Genomic DNA, 18,262 nt, shown 5'->3' on the forward strand with positions numbered 1-18,262 from the left:
GCAGCTTCGCCGCGGCCACGTCGGCATCTCAGTGATCCAGTCGGACGACGCCACCACCCCGGCGGAGTCGACGATCGCCGTACGCGTCCGCGCGGTGATGAGCTTCTCCCGCCATCACGCCGACGCGGGCGTGAACGTCGCCGGCCGGTTGAGGGATACAGACCACCTGGATACTTCCCATGTCGTACTCAGGAACGCGTCTGCTCCGCCAGCCGTACCCTCAACTCCCTCCTCAGGCATGACGACCATGGCAGGCCCACCACGAAACGCTGTCGGGCATGAACGTAAAAGCGAGCCACCGAACGAGTTTCGCCAGCTGGGTCAGCGATCATGCCCTGGCCCTGGAAACCCTGGACTTCCGGTTCACCGTCGACGATCTTGAACCGCTGCGGGACATCGTCGGTGGGGCGCGCGTCGTGGCGCTTGGGGAGAGCTCCCACCACGTCCGGGAGTTCTACCAGATACGCCACCGCATCCTGCGGTTCCTGGTCGAACGGTGCGGTTTCGAGGTGTATGCCTTGGAGGCCCCCTTCACTCAGGGGCAGGTCCTGGACGGCTGGGTCCGTGGCGGCCCCGGCACCGTGGAGCAGATCGCCGCAGACGGTATCGCCCTGTCACTGGGCCAGTGCCAGGAAATGCACGAGATGCTGACCTGGATGAGAGAGCGGAACCGCACCGCCGCAGAGCCGCCGCTGCGGTGCCTGGGCACCGACCTGCCCGGGGCCGCGGCATCGCCGCTGCCGGCGCTGGAGGAGGTGGCCGGCTACGTGCGCTGGGCTGCCCCGGAGGCGCTTCCGCTGCTGGAACAGGCGGTCAGCGTGGCGCAGCGTTTCCATGCCCCCGTGATCTTCACGGCGCTCGGCCGCTACCAGAGCCTCGACCCTGGCGAGCAGGACCTGCTCACCAGCGCGCTGAGCCGGCTGATGGGGCACCTGCAGCGCCTGGCTCTCGTCCAGCGCGCCCACGGTCACGGGGCCGAGCACGATACGGCCATGTGGCACCTGCGCGGCGCCTGGTACCTCGACCAGCTCCAACGCGCCAACGCCCAGGAGGGCTTCGAGTCCGCCTCGACGTTTCGTGACGTCTACATGGCCGAGTCCGTGCTGCGCCTGGTGGAGGACGGCACGCGCGTGGTGCTGGCGGCGCACAACTGGCACATCCAGCGCGCACCGGCGGCCGACAGCCACGGCAACCCGCTTCTGCCGACCGGCGTCCACCTCGCCGCCGCTCTGGGAGACGACTACCGGGCCATCGGCGTCACCTCCAGCTTGGGCCGTACCACCACGCTAGGAGAACCGACCCCGGAGCGGCCCCAGGGCGCCTGGTACGACGCGCCGCTTCCCTCACCCGCCCAGGGCAGCATCGAGGCAGCATTTTCCACCGACCGGCTCTGGACGCTCGCCGATCTACGCGCGGCCCGTCCGCACATCAACGACGCGGAGTCCTTCCGGCACTCGCGCATGGCCGACTATTTCCTGGACATGCCGGTGTTCGAGGCGTTCGACGCCATCGCGCACGTGGCGCGGACCACTGGCACCGATTACGTGGTGAAACGGCCCGAGAGGTGAGATCGTGCGCGCAGATTCCGCGCGCCAGGGCCGAGACAGTGGGGCCGGCGAGCTTCTTCAGGGCGGCGATCAGCTCCTGAGCTTGTGACAATCGGTGGCGTGAACCGGCGTGCGACCGCCAGGACGCGCGCGAACTGTGGTCTTTCTCTGCCGGAGGAGTCACAGTCGTCGCGGCGGTATTGCTCGCCGGTGCGCCGCGCACAGCAGTGGCGCGAGTTGCGGCGCTCGAGAATCAGATCGCCGATCGCGAACTGTGCCTTGGCGATCGTGGGGACCAGTTCACGCGACTGGATGACCAACTGGTCGTAACGTTAGGTGGTCACCTACCCGATCTTGTTGTCGATGCTCACGGGGATGGTCATCCCTCGCTCCTCTCACCGTGTTCCCGGATGCCCCGGGAATGACCGACCGTGAGTGTGCTCGTGATCGCCCGGACTGCAAGAGATCGCCGTCGCCTGACGCTCCGCGCCGACTACTCACTCCGTCCCGCACGCCCTGGCCTCCCGCGAGGTGCCCAGCACCGCCGGCACCCGGGCCCTGGTCTTGCGCACCCACCGCCAATGCCGAGCCCGACATGACGCACCGCAGAACCGCGCATCGCGCCAGGCACTTACGAAAACGCTCCGGTCGCTTGGGCGACCTTCAGCGCCCGCCTGGACGCGCTCGGCGCGGACGGCGGCTCGTCGGGGTGCTTGTCCTGCGTCTGTTCGGTGCCCGTGGTGTACTTCATCGCCCGATCTTGTGCCCGTACATGGTGAACAGGGCCACGAACACCTCGATGTGGCCGGCTATGACCGCTCGCCCGCACGGTCCACGATCACGGCCTTGTACACGATGATCTTCTGACCCGGCCAGCGGAAGCCCATGTACTCGTAGGTCTTGGGGTGGATGTAGACCCGCTCGTCGCCGTGGAAGAGGGACATGGCCGGGCGTCCGGCCGGATCCTTCACACCGCCCTCGTACTTCACCCCCGGGATCCGCGCCATCGCCCCGTACATGGCCGCGCGCAGCTTCGCGGGCAGCACGGTTTCTCCCATCCCCATGGAGATCAGGCGGAACGCCCACAAGTGACGCTCGTCCTCGCTCATCTCGGGCCGGTTCGCCGTGGCGTTCTCCTCCACGATCTGCTGGTCCATCCGGGCCAGCAACGCCTCCGGGTCGGTCGGCAGCGACAGCAGGAAGGGATAGCCGACCTCGAACTCCGAGCCCTCGTGCACCTCTAGTTCGCCGTCTCTGGAGCGGGTGGCGAACTTCGTGTCGTCCACCCGCCGCCACAGTTCCCCGGTGTCGGTCTTCATGTAGGCCCAGTCGGTCGGGGCGAAGACGTCGTCGCTCTCCGCCGCCGCCAGGACCGCCGCGTTCGCGGCCAGGTCCGCCGCGCCGGCGACCGGCCGCAACGTGGTCTCCACCACCCGGGGAACCAGGCGCACGGATTCCCGCTCCTGCGCGGGCCAGAACGAGATGCCCGCCACGAGGGCCGCCAGCGCGACCAGGGTGGCCAGCCCCAGGAACGGCCGCCGACGTCTCACGGGCCGCACCCGGCCGTGATCCCGAACCCGGCCGTGATCCCGAACCCGGCCGTGATCCCGAACCCGGCCGTGATCCCGAACCCGGCCGTGGTCCCGCAACCGGGCCCTGGCTACCCCGACCTCCTCGCCACCGGGCTCCGGCTGGGCGTCGTGGTACCTCTTCAGCATCGCCATCTCATCCATGGTTGAAGACCTCCCGTGCCGTGGGACCCAGAAGCGCGCGCAGCTTGCGCCGCGCCCGGTTGACGCGGGAACTGACCGTGCCGACCGCCACGCCGAGTGCCCGCGCCGCCTCGGCGTAGCTGAATCCGGCACACGCGACCAGCAGCAACGCGTCGCGGTCACCACGTGACATCCCGGCCAGGCCGCGGGCCAGTTCCGGGCTCAGCCGCTCGGCCGCCACCCGCTCGGTGACGCGGTCGGCGTGCCCGCCGTCCGGCTCCGCGGTGCCCGCGCGGGCCATGGCCCGGTAGAAACGGACCTCGCTGCGGCGGTGCCTGCCGATCAGGTTGGTGGCGATCCCGTAGAGCCACGGGCGTGCCTGATCGCAGGTCAGGTCATAGCGCGTACGCCGGTCGAAGGCGATCAGGAACGTCTCGGCCGCCACGTCCGATGCGACGTCGGGGCCGAGGCGGGCGGCGGCGTAGCGGTGGATCGCGCCGTAGTACCTGTCGAAGATCACCGAGAACCACTCAGGCTCCTCGCGGGACTTCGCGATGACCACCGCGTCGTCGTCGAGTCGCGGGTCGGGCTCATGCATCCGGCGCCTTTCTCCCAGAAACCGATCAGCGCTACTTGCCCGATCCCGCCCTTCTTGTTCTCAGACGGTCTCCGGGCCGGTTCTCTCGTACGGCTCGCGTGCGGCGTCCGTGGTCAGTAAGGCGATGAACGTGCCCGGCCACGGAAGGGGAGTACCCGCCGTCCGATGCCTCGATCGTCATCACGGCCCAGCCACCCGCGGCGCCCGGCGAGGTGGACCTCTGCGTCCGGCGGGGGGTGCGGGGAAGACCTTCGCCTGAAGGTGGCCGATCACAGCCGCGAGGCCGAAGGAGGCACCATGTCCACCACCGTCCTCATCGAGGTCGTGCTCGGCGCCGGCAACCGTCGCGATCTTGTGGCCGGGACGACGCCGCCGGCCGTGTACGACGACATCGGATTCGTCCGAGCCGGGCGCGCCGGCATCAGGCTCGCCGTCGCTCTCATCGACCAGGTTGGACCAGATCCCAGCCCACCGGGGCCCTCCAGTGCGTCCTCAAAGGCGCACCACTGGCCGCGCGAGGCGCAGGTCACGTTCCCCGGAACGCGTCTCTCACGGACGTCGCACGCCCCGTGGGCCTTGCCTAACGTGGGTTGCCTTCTGGCTCCTGCCGCTCTGCCATGGGGGTTGGGGAAGACGGGTCATCGGCGTGAGGTGGTGGCTGTTCGGGGTCGGCGTCCAGGTCGCCGTTCTCTGCGCGGGTCATCAGAGCGATCGCCTGTTCCCTGTCGAAGGTGCCCGACAGCCAGGACAACACCCATCGGCCACCAGGTTCAGCTTTGGCGACTTGCTTGCAGCTGTCGCTGATGATCCACTCCCCATCGAACCGCAATGTCATGGCCCCAGGCTAGACACCGCTGAACGAAATGCGAGGCGACGGAAGCCGCCACCGGACCCCGCCTGGCGCCTTGAGGGACGTTCATCTAACGACGGTTTCTGAGAGCCAGCAGAGTGCGGCGGCCGTTCGCACCAAGATCATCCAAGAGGTCCGGCTCCCTGATGACGTCAGTGTCAGCTCGGGTCAGCGGTCGTGGTCGGCGTTGCGCCACCACGCGAGGGTCGCCGCCCCGCCGGCGGCGCCGGTGGTCAGGACGAGCAGGACGCTGATCGGTCCGGGTGGGTCGTGGCCGGGCCCGGCGATGCCGGCGTACAGGCCGGGCACCGAGTAGGGGAACCAGGCGCCGAGGCCGAGTGCGGCGATGATCTGGGCGGCGAAGGCCAGCACGAACAGCACGCCGACGGCGGCCAGGTAGCCGCGGCCGATGCTGGCGGCCAGTGCCAGCGGGGTGGTGAGTGCGGCCGACAGCGCGGCGGCGGCCAGGATCCGCACCACTCCGGCTGTGGCCGTCTGCGCCGACCATGCGGGCAGGGCCAGCAGCGCGCCGAGCAGCAGGCCGGCGGCGGCTGCGGCGGTGGCGAGCGCCATGGCCCAGGCAGCGGTGAGGATGAACTTGGCGGTCACGACGGTGGTGCGGGAGGTGGGCAGGGCGAGCAGGTCTTTGGCGGTGTGGTCGCTGAACTCGCGGCCGAACACCCAGATGGCGATCATGCTGTAGACCAGCAGGCCGCCGACGGCGACCGCTTGCGCCAGCAGGCCCAGGTAGCCGGGCCAGTCGGCGGCGGCGCCGGACAGCTGGGCCTTGTCGCCGAGCAGGCCCAGTGCGCGGGCGCGGGCGGGTTCGGCCAGGATGAACATGAACAGGCCGCAGACCAGGGTGATGAGGGTGAAGGCGAGCGCGGTCAGCGCGGGCAGGAGGCCGCGCCGGGCCTTGAGCAGTTCGCTCCACAACGCCTCACGCATGGCCGACTCCGACAATGCGCAGGAAGTAGGCTTCCAGATCTTCTTCCACCAGGTGGAGTTCGGTGGGCGGCACGCCCGCTTTGACCAGGACGGTGGCTACCTGTTCGGGCCTGGCCAGGGCGCGCTGGTCGGTCAGCAGCAGGCCGGGTTCGGGGTGGTAGCCGTGCTCGCGCAGCACCCGGTGCGCTGTCGCGTCGTCGCGGGTGGCGACCTTCAGATGGCGGCGCCGGTGCGCGTCCAGGCTGTCGGCGCCGTGCTCGGCCAGCAGCCGGCCCTGGTGCAGGATGGCGATGCGGCCGCCGAGGCGGGCGACTTCGGCCAGCAGGTGGCTGGAGATCAGCACGGTGGTGCCGTGCTGGTGGGCCAGGCCGGTCAGCAGGGTGCGGATCTCCACCACGCCGGCGGGATCCAGTCCGTTGACCGGCTCGTCGAGGATGAGCAGGTCCGGAGTGTGGATGAGGGCTTTGGCCAGGGCCAGGCGCTGCAGGTTGCCCATGGACAGGGTGCGGGCGCGCCGGTCGGCGTAGGGGGCCAGGGCCAGTCGTTCGATGATGTCTTCCACATGCCGGCCGGGATGGTTGAGCCGGCGTAGGCGGGCGTACAGGTGGAGGTTTTCGCGCACGGTCAGCTCGGGGTAGGCGGCCGGGGCTTCGACCAGGTAGCCGGTGCGGGCCCAGGCCGAGCGCTGTCCGGCTGTGACGGCCGCGCCGAGGACTCGGGCTGATCCGGCGGTGGGGGTGATCATGCCGAGTAGCATGCGGATCAGTGTGGTCTTGCCGGCGCCGTTGAGTCCGAGCAGGGCGTATGTCTGGCCCGCCCGCACGCTCAGGCCGACGTCGTCGACCGCCAGGACGTCGCCGTAGCGCTTGGTCAGGCCAGACACCTCGATGACCGGGCCACCTGCGCTGCCTGGCAGATGCTCCTTCATGGCTGCGTGATGAGCATGAGCAGCGCCCGGGTCGGCAGCGCGCCCTGCAGGAGGATGTCGCGCCGGGCCGGCCGGGGATCGGCCTGGATGGCATACGACAGAGTCTTGATCGGTGTGACGGGCGGCGGCGGTTCGCGGTCCGGCGGGAGCGGGTGGGTGAAGCGGTGGAACAGCACCTGGATCAGCGTGAGGCCTACGAGCAGGCCGGTGGTGAAGCTGAGGTGTTCCGGGCCGACGACGGCCAGCATCTTCAGCGCGATCGGCATCGCTCACGCCTCCGTCGTGGTGTTCGCGCGGCGCAAGCGCAGGCCGACGGCGATGATCCAGGCGAAGCCGACCAGCAGGGCGGCGTGTTCGAGTAGCCCGGCGGGTGCGGGCCGGAGCACGCCGGAGGCGTCCAGGCGAAAGGCGATCCCGGCGGCGATGGCGAAGGCGATGACCAGCGCACCCGTGCAGCGTGAGTAGGCGGCCCACCCGCGGCTGCCGCCACGCAGACGCCGCGCCAGCACGAACGGCGCGGCCGCCAGTCCGGCGAACAGCACCAAGCCGGCCAGCCCGTGAGCTCGGCCCGCGGCGGTGACCGCCTCGGGCTGCCCGGGTGGGTAGCCGAGAGCGGGATCGGTGGGCACCAGTCCTGCCACGGCCAGCGCCAGCCCGCAGGCCGCCAGCAGAGCAGGCCCCCAGAAGGCGGCACTGCCGGGCGGAAGCGCACGGCGCAGCCCGGCGGCGAAAGCGAGGAGCAGCAGGGCGCCGAGCACGAAGTTGACGGTTTGCAGCCAGCCGCGCTCGCCGGTGCCGAGCTGGCTGGCGCCGTGGTGCCAGAGGCTGTAGCCGGGCCGGGTGGCGCCGTCGAGCAAGAGCAGGGCGGGGACGAGGACGCCGGCGGCGATACCGCAGGTGAGCAGGGTGGTGGTCGGGCGCATCGGAAGGGGGCCTCCTAGCTCCGCGATCTGTTGATCGCGGGCCGACCAGGCTTCCCGGCTCACCGACGTTCGCGCCCCTCGTCCGGGGCGCGTTTCCTAGATTCGCCTGGAATGTAACACCTGGCCGCGCGGGCGGCCAGGTGTCCCGCATTGCTCAGCCTTTGATGAAGCGGCGGATCATGTACCGGCGCACCGGCGGCAGGGCGGCCAGCCGCAACGGCAGCTGGCTCAGCCACAGCACCACCGGGTTGGCGGGGGCGTAGACGCCTTTGACGCGGCGGCCGAGCTTCTGCTTGCGTTCGGCCTCGGGCCGGATGGCGGCCTCCCACGCGGCCAGGGCGGTGGGAACGTCACCGGGGTGGGCCTCGAGTTCGGTGCCGAGGCGGTCGGCGCCGCCGACGGCCAGCGCGGAGCCGTACCCGGCGAAAAGGGTGACGCACCAAGCAGCGTCGCCCAGCAGGACCACGCGGCCTTTGCTCCAGGACGGGGCGACCACTTGGCTGATGGTGTCGAAGTAGACCGAGTCGGCCCGCTCCAGCCCCGCCAGGGCCTCGGGGATGACCCAGCCGAGGTCGCCGTAGACGCGCTCCAGCTGGGTGGCGACGTCCTCGCCGGGGCGGGCGTGGTCGGCGCGGTAGCCGAAGAAGGCGACATTGCGGCCGTCGCCGACGCTGATGACCGCCGCGGTGCGGCCGTTGGACGAAAGGGTGCCGGTCGCGCCCGGCGCGATCGACTCCGGCCGCTGGTCGAGCATGAACACGGCGACCTTGTGCTCCAGGTCGAGCAGGAAGTCCTCCTCCGGGCCGAAGAGCAGGGCGCGGGTGGCCGAGTGCAGCCCGTCGGCGCCGATCAGCAGGTCGGCCTCCTCCACCGCGCCGTCACTCAGGGTGATGCGGACGGCGCGGTCGTCCTGGTCGACGTGGGTGAGGGTGGTGCCGAAGCGGATCTCGGTGTGGCCCTCCACCTTCTCGTACAGGACGGCTTCGAGGTCGCCGCGCAGGATGGTGATCGAGCGCGGGCCGGTGGTGGCGGCGATGGTGGCGCGATCCAGGGCGAAGCGGCGTGAGCCGTCGGCTTTGTGGTAGACGAGCTCGGTGGTGTCGAACCCGTTGGCTCGCAGGTCGTCGACGATGCCGAGGTGTTCGGCGGCGTCGTAGCCGATGCCGCCGAAGGTCACGGCGTAGCCACCGCCACGCCGCTGGGGCGCGCGTTCGACGATGAGGGTGTCCCAGCCGATCTGGCGCAGGCGCAGGGCTGCGGCGAGGCCGGCGATGCCGGCTCCGATGATGACGGCGCGCATGATGTCGTCGAGTTCCTTCTAAGAGTGGGAGAGCTGGTCGAGCAGCCGCTGTTCGGCGGCGGCGTCCAGCCAGGTGTCAGGGGAAGGGGCATCGGCTCGCGGCACCGGATCGCCTTCGGCCTGCAGCCAGGCCCAGGTGTCGGCGAGGGTCTCACGCAGCGGGCGGACGGCGAGTCCTTCGGCCAGGGCGGCGCCGACGTCGGCGTCGTGCATGCCGCTCGGGACGCCGCCGTCCGGCAGGCGCAGGCCGAATTCCATGCCGAGCGGCAAGCCGTGCCGGATGAGCAGGTCCGGGTCGGCCCAGACGAGTTCGGTGTCGAAGCCGGTGACTTGCAGCATCGTCGTGAGCAGGTCGCCGAGGGTGATCGCGCCGGGCGGGCCGGTCACGGTGAAGGCGCCGCCGAGGCCGCGCTCGGCGGCCGAGAGCATCCAGGCCGCCAGGTCGCGGACGTCGAGGTACTGCAGGGGCGTGTCCGCGGGCGCGGGGGCCAGGACGCGGCCGCCCTTCTCCAGCCGGCGCAGCCACCACGGGATCCGGCCGACATCCTCATACGGGCCGAGGATCATCCCGGCCCTGGCCAGCAGCGCCCGCCCTGCGAAGGCTTCAGCGACGGCGAGCTCGCCGCCGCGCTTGGCCGCGGCGTAGTCGGCGTCGTCCGTGCTGGCGGGGTCGCCGTCGACCAGCGGCGCGTGCTCGTCGGCGCCGGGCGGCCAGGGCCAGCGGTGCACGCCGCGGCTGGAGACGTATCCGTAGTGCCCGGCTCGGCCGGTCAGCAGGCGGGCGGACTCGCGGACCACCCGCGGGGCCCAGGCCCAGGTGTCGATGACGGCGTCCCACTCGCCCTCGCCGAGTGCTTGCCGCACGGACTCGGGGTCGGTGCGGTCGGCGACGAGCGCGCGCACGCCGGGCGCGGGGGCCCGGCTGAGGCCGCGGTTGAGGGTGCTCACCTCATCGCCGCGCTCCAGCGCGGCCTCCACGACGGCGCGGCCGACGTGGTGGGTACCTCCGAGGACAAGGAGTTTCACGATGCTCCAGGGGTGAGCGGCAGCCAGAGGGCTGACGGGTTATGGTGGTCGTGGAAGATCTCATGCTCCGAGGAGCGCAGGCCGCGTCCGGTGGCGAGCGGTTCGCCGGTGCCGGGGTTGCGGCCGAAGCGCGGATGGGCGCCGCTGGAGACCTGCAGCCGGATGCGGTGGCCGCGCAGGAAGCGGTGGGCCATCGGCCACAGGGTGACCTCGACAGCACGGATGTCGCCCGGCTCGCTCAGGCGGATGATGCCGTCGCACACGTTGACCGATCGGCCTCGCGGGTCGACGTCGCAGAGGCGGGCGAAGTAGTCGACGTGCGGGTTGTCCGAGCGCGTGTGCAGGCGCACGCGGACAGGGCCGATGGCCTCGACGTCGGTCAGGGGTGCGGTGGTGAAGGTGAGCACGTCGGCTCTGGCCTCGACGCGGCGGTTGTCTTTCGGGCCCGCTGACAGGCCCACCTGCGTGCCGCCGACGGTGGGGGTGGGGTCGGCGGGGTCGTAGCGGTAGCGGCTGGGAGGGCTCTGGCCATCGTGCTGGGTACGGCTGAGCCCGCCGCCCGGGTGCAGGAACCAGGGGGTCGCCTCGTGCGCGGGCGGCCAGGCGGGCAGGTCGATCCAGCGGCCCGCGCCGGTGACGAACAATCGCACACCCGTGGGCGCCTGCCGGCCGAGCAGCGCGGCATCCAGCACGGCGAGCGCGTCGGTGAGGCCTTGGCGGGTGTAGAGACCGCGCCCGTGGCCCCACGGCCCGACCAGCAGCCGCACCTGCCGCCCGGCGGCGAGCAGGGCGGCGTAGTCAGCCAGCATCTCCGGCAGGAAGAAGTCGTGCCAGCCGCCCTGCAGGTGCACCACCGGCGGCATGCGCGCGACGTTGGCGCGGTGATCCGTGCTAGCCCAGTACGGCTCGCCGGGACCGTGACCGGCCCAGTCCCGAAACCAGGTCACCGCGTGCCCGGTCAGCGCCCGATCGGCCTCCTGCAGCGGGAGGGTGAGCGTGGCACGCGACAGCCGCCGGGCGGCGCCGATCATGCCGCCCATTTGGCGGGCGACGCCGTAGCCGCCGGTGAACATCCGCTCCACCAGTTGCACCCAGCCCAGCGCGTTGCCCGTCGCGAACACCCCGCCCGGATACATGAAGTGCTCTGCGAACGACGACGGCGCGTCCTGGATCAGGGCGACCTTCCACTCCGGGATGTCGCGGGCTGCCAGCTCCCACTGCACGAAGCCGAGGTAGCTGGCGCCCCACGTGGCCAGCTCGTCGCCGAACCACGGTTGGGCGCGCAACCAGCTCAGCGTGCCGTCGCCGTCGGCCGAATCGATGACGAAACCGTCGAAACGGCCACCGGAGCCGGCCGTGCCGCGCAGGCTTTGGTACAGCACCTGGTAGCCGCGCTCGGCCAGCAGCTTGGGTAGCTGGTCCAGGGGGTTGCCGCGGCCGTACGGGCTGCGCAGCAGCACCAGCGGAGGCCGCCGCTGACCGGCCGGGTAGTAGTGCGTAGCCAGCAGTCGCACCCCGTCGGCGGCCGGGATCTCCACGTTGCGCCGGACGCGCACCCGGTGAGCAAGGGCGGGTCGCACGCCGTACAAACGGCTGAGCAGGGTCATGGCCGGATCTGCTTCCTGTCGGCTCTGATGAGAGGTCACATCGCCGACCAGGCTTCCCGGCACACCATCGAACCTCTCGCGAGAGGCCGATACGAGCATCATACCGAATTTTCGGAAATTACTGAACAGTTGGGGTGTTCGATAGCCTGTCTCATGAGAGGGAGGCGCACGTGAACGACAGGTTCGAAGAGTGGCAGGCGGCGGAACGGCTGGCCCTGACCCTGACCGAGGGCGGGCTGCAGCGCATGGCCGCGCGCACCCTGGCGGTGTTCTTGTTCACCGACCAGGAAAGCGTCACCGCCGGCGAGATCGCGATGCGGCTGGAGGCCAGCGCGGGGTCGGTCTCGGGCGCGATCAAATCCCTGGCCACGGTCGGGCTGATCGAACGCCTGCCCGCCCCGGGCAGCCGCCGCGAGCACTACCGGCTCCGCGACGATGCCTGGGCCACCCTGTTCACCAGCCAGAACACCGTGATCCAGGCCATGCTCCAGGCCGCTGCCGCCGGGATCGCCGCCACCGAGCAGGGTGATCCCGCCCACCGGCGGCTGGCCCAGATGCACGCCTTCTACGAGTTCCTGCTCGACGAACTGCCCGCCTTGCTGCACCGCTGGGACCAGCAACGCGACTGACTCTGGGGCATACCTCCCAGGTCGAGAACCAGCTCGAACAGCACGGCGTGCTCCTGTTGTGTGCCGATGAGCCGATCATTCTTGACGCTAAGTTGCCCCCCACGGGCGTGGGGACGAGAGCTCCTCGACCGTCAACGGCGCCTGCCAGACCGGATCACCCCCGCGTGGGGGTGAACCGGCGAGCAGAATGTCGCCGGGGCTGCAGGGTCCGAGGTCTCCACGCCCGTGGGGGTCAACCGGACGGCGCCGGCTTCGTCTCCCACGCCCCCGCGAAGTCCGGTCTGTCGGTGGCCAACAGGTCCCATCCAACCGTGCCGACCGTACGAATCAGTGTCAGGCCGGCCGTATGGGCGGTAGACCCGAGGAGAATCCATGGAAGGACAGCCAAATGAAGAGTGCGCTCACCAGTCGCGTCCCGGGGGTCGCGGTAGGCAGGGTGCGGCGGTGGTCTCGGATCGCACCGGCAACGTTGCTGGGGCTGTTCGCCCTGGCTGGGCTGCTGTTCGGTGCCACGCCGGCGCACGCTGCGCAAGCCGCGACCGCCGATGCCGCGACTGCCCAGGTGCCGCGACAGTCGTCGTACGAATCCCACCGAACCCCCAGCGGCCCGACGGGTTTTCAGTACTTCACCACCGGCCCCGGCCAGCAATGCCTTGACCTCGGCAACGCCGGCGTGGCGAACGGCACGTGGCTTTTCTTCTCCTGCGAGACCTTTACGGAGAAAGGGGCGACGAGCCCCGGATCGTACGCCCTCTGGGTCGCCTACTGAGCCTGTGGGTGCCGAATATTCGTCCACCTACTCTGGCTTAGAAGTGCTTAAGAAATGATCATTCTCGTCTGAGTATTCACTCGACCAGATTTTGAGCGAATGCTCAGTCTCTACGTGTGAGGCGTCGCGTTGTTGTAGCTCATGCGCCGTTGGTGCCTTTTGACGCGGTACACCCAGCTCAGAGCCCGAGACAATGTTTTCGAGCGGGACGGGATTATCGGCAGGTTGCACAAACGGCGGAGCCGCTCACACAGCACAGCTCACTGAAGAATCGGGGCTAACACAAACGAGATGCCCCGGCCGCCAGGCTGGGGCATCTCCATTTTCACGACGGGGAGATCACTAGAAGTTCGGCCGCAGGATCCTTTGAATGAACGGATGCTCGCCATATCCCTCTTGTGCGAAGTGAGTCAACCCCCGGGCGGTTGTTCGTGCGTAGTCCTCCCCGTGCACCGCCACCGGTCTCAGGCGATCTGCCGTACGCCGAGCCCACCATGCTCATTGGCTCAACTCGCACTCTTCAGTCGGATAAGGCCTTCGAGTCAACGCGGAACGCCTGCTCCGGCCCGACACTTAGTGCCAGGCTATAACCTGCCATTCAATGTATCTGATGTGACTATGTGCGGACGCTGCCTTAGGCAGGCCTTTGAGTTCCGGGCTTGCTGCACCTTCTGCCGTTCCAGTCGAGGCTGTAGGTCGTGGCGATACTTACCCACACGGCCTGTCCAGCGCCCACGCACGCGATCGTGTTTCCTACGAGAGCGAAACGGGCGAGGACTTCAATGGCCCCACCACTTGCACAGTGACGGTAGAAACGACTCCAGCCGGAGGCGGATCGGCCGCATGGGAGAGTGCCGGGGGATCTGAAGTTTACGTACCCTGACATCATGGAGACGCTGGCTCCCTTGGAAGCCGTTCCTACAGCGCCCCCCTTGGAGGTTGTTCCTACGGTCGCATTCGAAGGTGCTGCAGTCAGACATACGGCAAGTGCCGAACCGGCCAGTGCCATGAGGAGCTTGTTTCGCATCGAAGATTGATTCCTTTCGCAAACTGAGAAGAGTGCCTTGTCGGGCACAACTTTGCCGAGGTCTTCTCTAGAGGATGCACGCGGTGGCGAGGTCTGTCGTTGCAGTAGCGCACACAGATCTTTAGTCTGTACACACTGAGTTCGTCTTCGCCGCGTTGCATCGTGGGGTGGGATCTTGAGGTAGCGGTTTGATTACGTCTCGCACTAGTCTCATCTACCGAAGGATTCTTGAGCCAGGCAAACAACCGGACGTTAGGCGGTCATGATGCGCTGACGCATTAGGCCTCCTGAAGGTCGAACTCGACCCCGAATCGCGCCACGAGTTCGGCGCGAATGCGCCGTTCGGACTTCTCCGGGGTGCTTGGCTGTGTCGTACGGTCCTACTGTGTGTCGTGTCAGCACCAGGGCCAAGGAAAGGTCCGTTCACCGGTCTGAAATCTTGGGAGGCGTGTCCGGGAAGGCCGCTGTGGTCGTCGCCTTGTCGAGTTTCCGCCGGGAACTCTACGGCTGCCTGACGGCGCGTGCGGATGAGCTGTTCGAGCTGGTCGAGGCGCTGTTGTGCACCGACGGCCCGGTTCGGACGCTGGTCGAACTCGCTTTAGCGCCCGAGCACCGGCGCGGGCACGGCTCGTTGTACGACGGCCTGAACGGGGGACGGATTGAGGTGGCCCGGCTGCGGTCCGCCCTCTCCTCGCTGCCGTTGCCTCGCGCCACCGACGGCCGGATCGTGCTGGCCGCCGACGTCAGTCCGTGGCTCCGTCCGGACTTCGACACCAGCGCTGACCGGTCTCCCGCCAGAGGCAAGGGCATGCGCAGTTGCCGAAGGTTCCGGGACCGACATGACAAATGCGGTCATCAAGCGGTACTGACCTGCGCACACACTGCGCTGTCGAGAGGTTGCGTCTGACTTATCCCACATGTTCGACTTCCTCAACGACCGACTGTGCAGGCACTCCAGTGATCCCGTATCGATGGCGGTGCTGGTCCTGATTGGCAGCCGAACACATTGGGCGAGTGTCCAGCGGGGTCAGCGCCGTGTACGGGCGGCGTTGAGCGCGGTCAGGGTTCGCTCGTGCCAGACTGGCGTCCCGATTTCGGCGAAGATCGTGGCTGCGGTTTCGAGGTGGCTGATGGCGCGTTCGGGTTCGGCTTCTGCGAGGGTGAGCAGGACGCGGCCCTCGACCCATCGGTCGCGGATCCGGAGGGCCAGTTGCAGCGCCAGTTGGAGATCGGCGAGCCCGTCCGCGGGTGATCCCAAAGCGATCCTTGCCTCGCCACGGCTGCGCAGGGCCAGGGCCTCCAGGAGGAGGTGGCCGATCTGCCTGGCCAGGGTCACGCTCCGTGTAGAGGCCTCCAGCGCCTCTTGGTGCAGGCCGAGCTTGCCGGCGGCCTCGGCGAGTACGCGTAGCAGGTTGCCTTCGACCGTCGAGGTGGTGGGGTCGCCGGTGGGCAGGGCGGAGAGCCCGTCCTTGGCCAGGCGCAGGGCCTCGTCCGGCAGGTCGCGCTGCAGATGCAGGCCCGCCATCCGGGCCATCGTGTCGGCGGCCTTGGTCGGGTTGCCGATCTGCTCGCACAGTGCCCGGCAGAGCTCGAGTCTTTCCAGCGCGTCATCGAGGTTGCCCTGCAGCATGTCCACGAGTCCCAGACCGCCGTGGCACATCGCGCGGCCGAAGTCGTCGTCGAGTTCGTCGACGATCGCCGCCGCCTGTTCGAAGCGGGTTCGGGCGGCGCCGAGTTGATCGGTGGCGGTGAAGGCCGTCGCCAGCGTGCGCAGCATCATCGCTTCGCCGTGCCGGTTGCCGTTCTGGCGGCAGACCTCGACGACGGTCTCGATCTCGGCGACGCGGGCGGGGCTGAAGCCGGCGTGCATGTTCAAAAGCTCCACGCTGGAGATGAGTTCCCAGGCGGGCTCGTCCCAGCCCATCTCCACGGCCAGACACACGGCGGCGCTGAAGGTGAGGCCTTCGGCCTCGATCCAGTTCGCGGAATCGGTGACCATGTGGTCGATGTCCGCGGGCAGCCAGCGGGGTGCGTTCCCGCGGCGAAGCCCTTGGGTGAACGCGCCCTGTACCTGTCTGTCGGTCCGCTCGGCCACGGCGAGCAGGGCGCCGATGACGCGGTCGTAGGCCTGCTTGCGCTCCTCGGGCGTCAATTCGGCTCGCGCTTGCTCCAGGGCGAAGAGCCGGATGAGGTCGTGACACTGGTAGCGGAGCTGTCCTGCCCGGTCGCGTCCATACGGCTGCAGCAGCTGGGCGTCGACAAGTTCTTCGAGCAGGTCGTCGGCCTCGCGTAACGAGCAGTCCATGAGGGCGGCCATCAGCCAGGCGGCCGCCCCGGCAGGGGTGGAGAAGGTGGCCAGCCGCACGAAGGCCGTCCGCTGCTTGGCCGACAACTCCTCATACGACAGTGTCAGGGTGCCGCGCACGTGGCGGGTGCTTCTGCTCAGCTGGTCGAGCCGGCTGCGCTCGTCGGACAACCGTCCGGCCATCTCCTCCAGCGACCAGCCGGGCCTGCTCGCGAGCCGGGCGGCCACGATGCGCAGCGCGAGCGGCAGCCCATCGCACAGCCGGCCGACACGGGCCGCCGTGACGGCGTCGAGAGGCCGGTCGATCACGGCCGACAGCAGTTGCACCGACTCGCGGTCGGTCATGACCTTCACCGCGATCGCGGTGGCCCCGTCGGCCACCAGCTCCTCCAGCCTGCGCCGCGCGGTCACCACAACGAAGCAACTGGCCGAACCGGGCAGCAACGGACGCACCTGATCGGCGGATGCCGCATTGTCGAGCACGATGAGCATGCGCCGGCCCTGCAGCAATGAGCGATACAGGGCGGAGCACTCGTCCACGTCCGCCGGAATCTCCTCACCGGGAACATCGAGCGCGCGCAGGAACCGTCGCAGGATCTGATGGGCGGTAGCCGGCCGGTTGGCGGCGTCGTAGCCGTACAGGTTCGCGAAGAGTTGCCCGTCGTTGTACTGCTGCGCCACGCGATGTGCCCAGTGCAGGGCCAGCGCGCTCTTGCCCACGCCCGCGACACCGCTGATCACCACCACGGGGAGATCACGGCGCTGCCGCTCCAGCAGGAGATCGAGGACGCCCACCTGCTCGTCCCGGCCGGTGAACGCCGGAGTGCTGGGCGGCAACTGGGCAGGCGACGGCTGCGCGCGTACATCGGCCGGCTCCTCGGCGAGGATCTGTTCGTGCACCTCGCGCAGACCCTGGCCAGGTTCCAGGCCGAGCTCCTCGACCAGGACCCGGCGGCCCTCCTGGTAGGCCTCCAGCGCCGCGGCCCTGCGTCCGGCCCGCCACAGCGCGGTCATCAACAACGCGCGCAACGTCTCGATGAGCGGATTCTCCACGACCAACAGGGTCAACACGTCGATAACGTCGAGGGTGGCCGCGGCCGCCAGGCGATCCTCGGCCCATTCCTGCGCGATGCCGAGCCGCAGATCCTCCCAACGCCGCACCTCCGGCGCCAGAGCCTGGCACGACAAGCAGGCCAGGACCGGCCCGCGCCACAAGCTCATCGCTTCCGACAGCGCCTCGGCGTCGCCACGCTCCTGAAGAGCCAAGGCGGCGTATCCGTCGACCCAGACGGATTCCCGGCGAATCCGGTATCCGCCCTTCATCGTCTCGATGACATCGAGGCCGAACGCCCGGCGCAACGCCGAGATGTGGATCAGGACCTGCGCTCTGGCCGTGTTCGGCGGGTCCTCCTCCCACAGCACGTCCAGTAGACGCTCGACTGACACGTACCCGCCTTCGGCCAGCAGGAGCACGGCCAGCACCGTCCGCGGCCGGGTCCCGCCCAAGTCGACCGCCCGACCCTGCACGCTGGCCGCGAGCGGCCCCAGGAATCGGATACTCGCCAAGACCTCCATACCGACGCGATTATCACAGTTTCGCGGGATCGAGAGGTCACTCATGACCAGATCGCGATCAACCGAGGCATCAGCGTTACGACTCGCGTAGTGGTGTGAGCGGCCGCCCAGGGCATGTGCGCCGAGGCGTTCTCCGCCCGTGTACGCGTCTTCGGCCCCGATCACCCACAGACGTAGAACCATCGAGCCGCTCTCACCCAGTGGACAGAGCGGGCCGACGCCCCAGGGCTTCAACAACGATGCCCTTCTGAGGAGAACTGGCCGTAACGGGGACGCGAACTGCTTCACCCCACCGTCGGTCCCGTCGCCGGCACCCAGCCCCAGGGGGTCGGCCGGAGTATGGCAGAGGACATCCTGGTCTCTCATTAGTTCTCACGTTGCTGATCGCGGCGCCTGCGCAGGGCGCGGATGAGCTTAGCCAGGTGGGAGGAGCGGTGACGATCGGCCACGACCCAGCACAGGGAGCCGATCATGACCAGCACGGTGCGGACAGGAGCGGCCTTCATCGACGAGAACGG

General features: G+C 69.2%; 16 protein-coding genes. 4 read left to right on the top strand and 12 right to left on the bottom strand.

Annotated features, from left to right (window positions below; translation table 11 throughout):
- Nucleotides 1-278: 278 nt before the first annotated feature.
- Nucleotides 279-1,568: an erythromycin esterase family protein gene (locus ACIBHY_RS52395; protein ID WP_397310765.1), complete on the top strand. Its 1,290-nt coding sequence runs from the start codon at nt 279-281 to the stop codon at nt 1,566-1,568.
- Between the two features lie 788 nt (nt 1,569-2,356).
- Here the strand turns inward: ACIBHY_RS52395 and ACIBHY_RS52400 are convergent.
- The 10 genes from ACIBHY_RS52400 to ACIBHY_RS52445 all read right to left on the bottom strand — a co-directional run bounded on the left by ACIBHY_RS52400 (nt 2,357) and on the right by ACIBHY_RS52445 (nt 11,439).
- On the bottom strand, nt 2,357-3,280 hold the full coding sequence (locus ACIBHY_RS52400) for a CU044_5270 family protein (protein ID WP_397310766.1): 924 nt from the start codon (nt 3,278-3,280) through the stop codon (nt 2,357-2,359).
- Nucleotides 3,273-3,857 (bottom strand): RNA polymerase sigma factor, encoded by a 585-nt coding sequence (locus ACIBHY_RS52405; protein ID WP_397310767.1) that lies wholly within the window; start codon nt 3,855-3,857, stop codon nt 3,273-3,275. Before ACIBHY_RS52405 ends, ACIBHY_RS52400 begins: the two co-directional genes overlap by 8 nt.
- Nucleotides 3,858-4,437: 580 nt before the next feature.
- Nucleotides 4,438-4,692, bottom strand: coding sequence for a hypothetical protein (locus tag ACIBHY_RS52410; RefSeq protein ID WP_397243943.1), 255 nt, complete (start codon nt 4,690-4,692; stop codon nt 4,438-4,440).
- Nucleotides 4,693-4,875: 183 nt separating this feature from the next.
- Nucleotides 4,876-5,655, bottom strand: a complete 780-nt coding sequence (locus ACIBHY_RS52415; RefSeq protein WP_397310768.1) for an ABC transporter permease — start codon at nt 5,653-5,655, stop codon at nt 4,876-4,878.
- Complete coding sequence (locus tag ACIBHY_RS52420; protein WP_397310769.1) at nt 5,648-6,583, bottom strand: ABC transporter ATP-binding protein; 936 nt, start codon at nt 6,581-6,583, stop codon at nt 5,648-5,650. Before ACIBHY_RS52420 ends, ACIBHY_RS52415 begins: the two co-directional genes overlap by 8 nt.
- Nucleotides 6,580-6,849 (bottom strand): hypothetical protein, encoded by a 270-nt coding sequence (locus tag ACIBHY_RS52425; RefSeq protein ID WP_397310770.1) that lies wholly within the window; start codon nt 6,847-6,849, stop codon nt 6,580-6,582. The genes ACIBHY_RS52420 and ACIBHY_RS52425 overlap by 4 nt, the downstream gene beginning before the upstream one ends.
- A gap of 3 nt (nt 6,850-6,852) precedes the next feature.
- Entirely contained in the window at nt 6,853-7,506 is a 654-nt protein-coding gene (locus tag ACIBHY_RS52430; RefSeq protein ID WP_397243935.1) for a DUF998 domain-containing protein, read from the bottom strand.
- 154 nt (nt 7,507-7,660) lie between these two features.
- Nucleotides 7,661-8,806 carry an FAD-dependent monooxygenase gene (locus ACIBHY_RS52435; RefSeq protein ID WP_397243933.1) on the bottom strand — a complete coding sequence of 382 codons (1,146 nt, stop codon included), beginning with the start codon at nt 8,804-8,806 and terminating at the stop codon, nt 7,661-7,663.
- 18 nt (nt 8,807-8,824) lie between these two features.
- Entirely contained in the window at nt 8,825-9,832 is a 1,008-nt protein-coding gene (locus ACIBHY_RS52440) for an NAD-dependent epimerase/dehydratase family protein (RefSeq protein ID WP_397310771.1), read from the bottom strand.
- Complete coding sequence (locus tag ACIBHY_RS52445) at nt 9,829-11,439, bottom strand: CocE/NonD family hydrolase (protein ID WP_397310772.1); 1,611 nt, start codon at nt 11,437-11,439, stop codon at nt 9,829-9,831. The genes ACIBHY_RS52440 and ACIBHY_RS52445 overlap by 4 nt, the downstream gene beginning before the upstream one ends.
- Nucleotides 11,440-11,609: 170 nt before the next feature.
- Between ACIBHY_RS52445 and ACIBHY_RS52450 the strand changes: the two genes are divergently transcribed.
- The 3 genes from ACIBHY_RS52450 to ACIBHY_RS52460 all read left to right on the top strand — a co-directional run bounded on the left by ACIBHY_RS52450 (nt 11,610) and on the right by ACIBHY_RS52460 (nt 14,771).
- On the top strand, nt 11,610-12,068 hold the full coding sequence (locus ACIBHY_RS52450; RefSeq protein ID WP_397310773.1) for a GbsR/MarR family transcriptional regulator: 459 nt from the start codon (nt 11,610-11,612) through the stop codon (nt 12,066-12,068).
- 388 nt (nt 12,069-12,456) lie between these two features.
- Complete coding sequence (locus tag ACIBHY_RS52455; RefSeq protein WP_397310774.1) at nt 12,457-12,837, top strand: hypothetical protein; 381 nt, start codon at nt 12,457-12,459, stop codon at nt 12,835-12,837.
- Nucleotides 12,838-14,312: 1,475 nt separating this feature from the next.
- Entirely contained in the window at nt 14,313-14,771 is a 459-nt protein-coding gene (locus ACIBHY_RS52460) for a transposase (protein ID WP_397310775.1), read from the top strand.
- Nucleotides 14,772-14,891: 120 nt separating this feature from the next.
- Here ACIBHY_RS52460 and ACIBHY_RS52465 read toward each other — a convergent pair whose 3' ends face one another.
- Entirely contained in the window at nt 14,892-17,927 is a 3,036-nt protein-coding gene (locus tag ACIBHY_RS52465) for a BTAD domain-containing putative transcriptional regulator (RefSeq protein WP_397310776.1), read from the bottom strand.
- 182 nt (nt 17,928-18,109) lie between these two features.
- On the bottom strand, nt 18,110-18,250 hold the full coding sequence (locus ACIBHY_RS52470; protein WP_397310777.1) for a hypothetical protein: 141 nt from the start codon (nt 18,248-18,250) through the stop codon (nt 18,110-18,112).
- Between the last annotated feature and the right edge of the window lie 12 nt (nt 18,251-18,262).

The sequence above is a fragment of the Nonomuraea sp. NPDC050547 genome (assembly GCF_044457345.1).
Taxonomy (GTDB): domain Bacteria; phylum Actinomycetota; class Actinomycetes; order Streptosporangiales; family Streptosporangiaceae; genus Nonomuraea.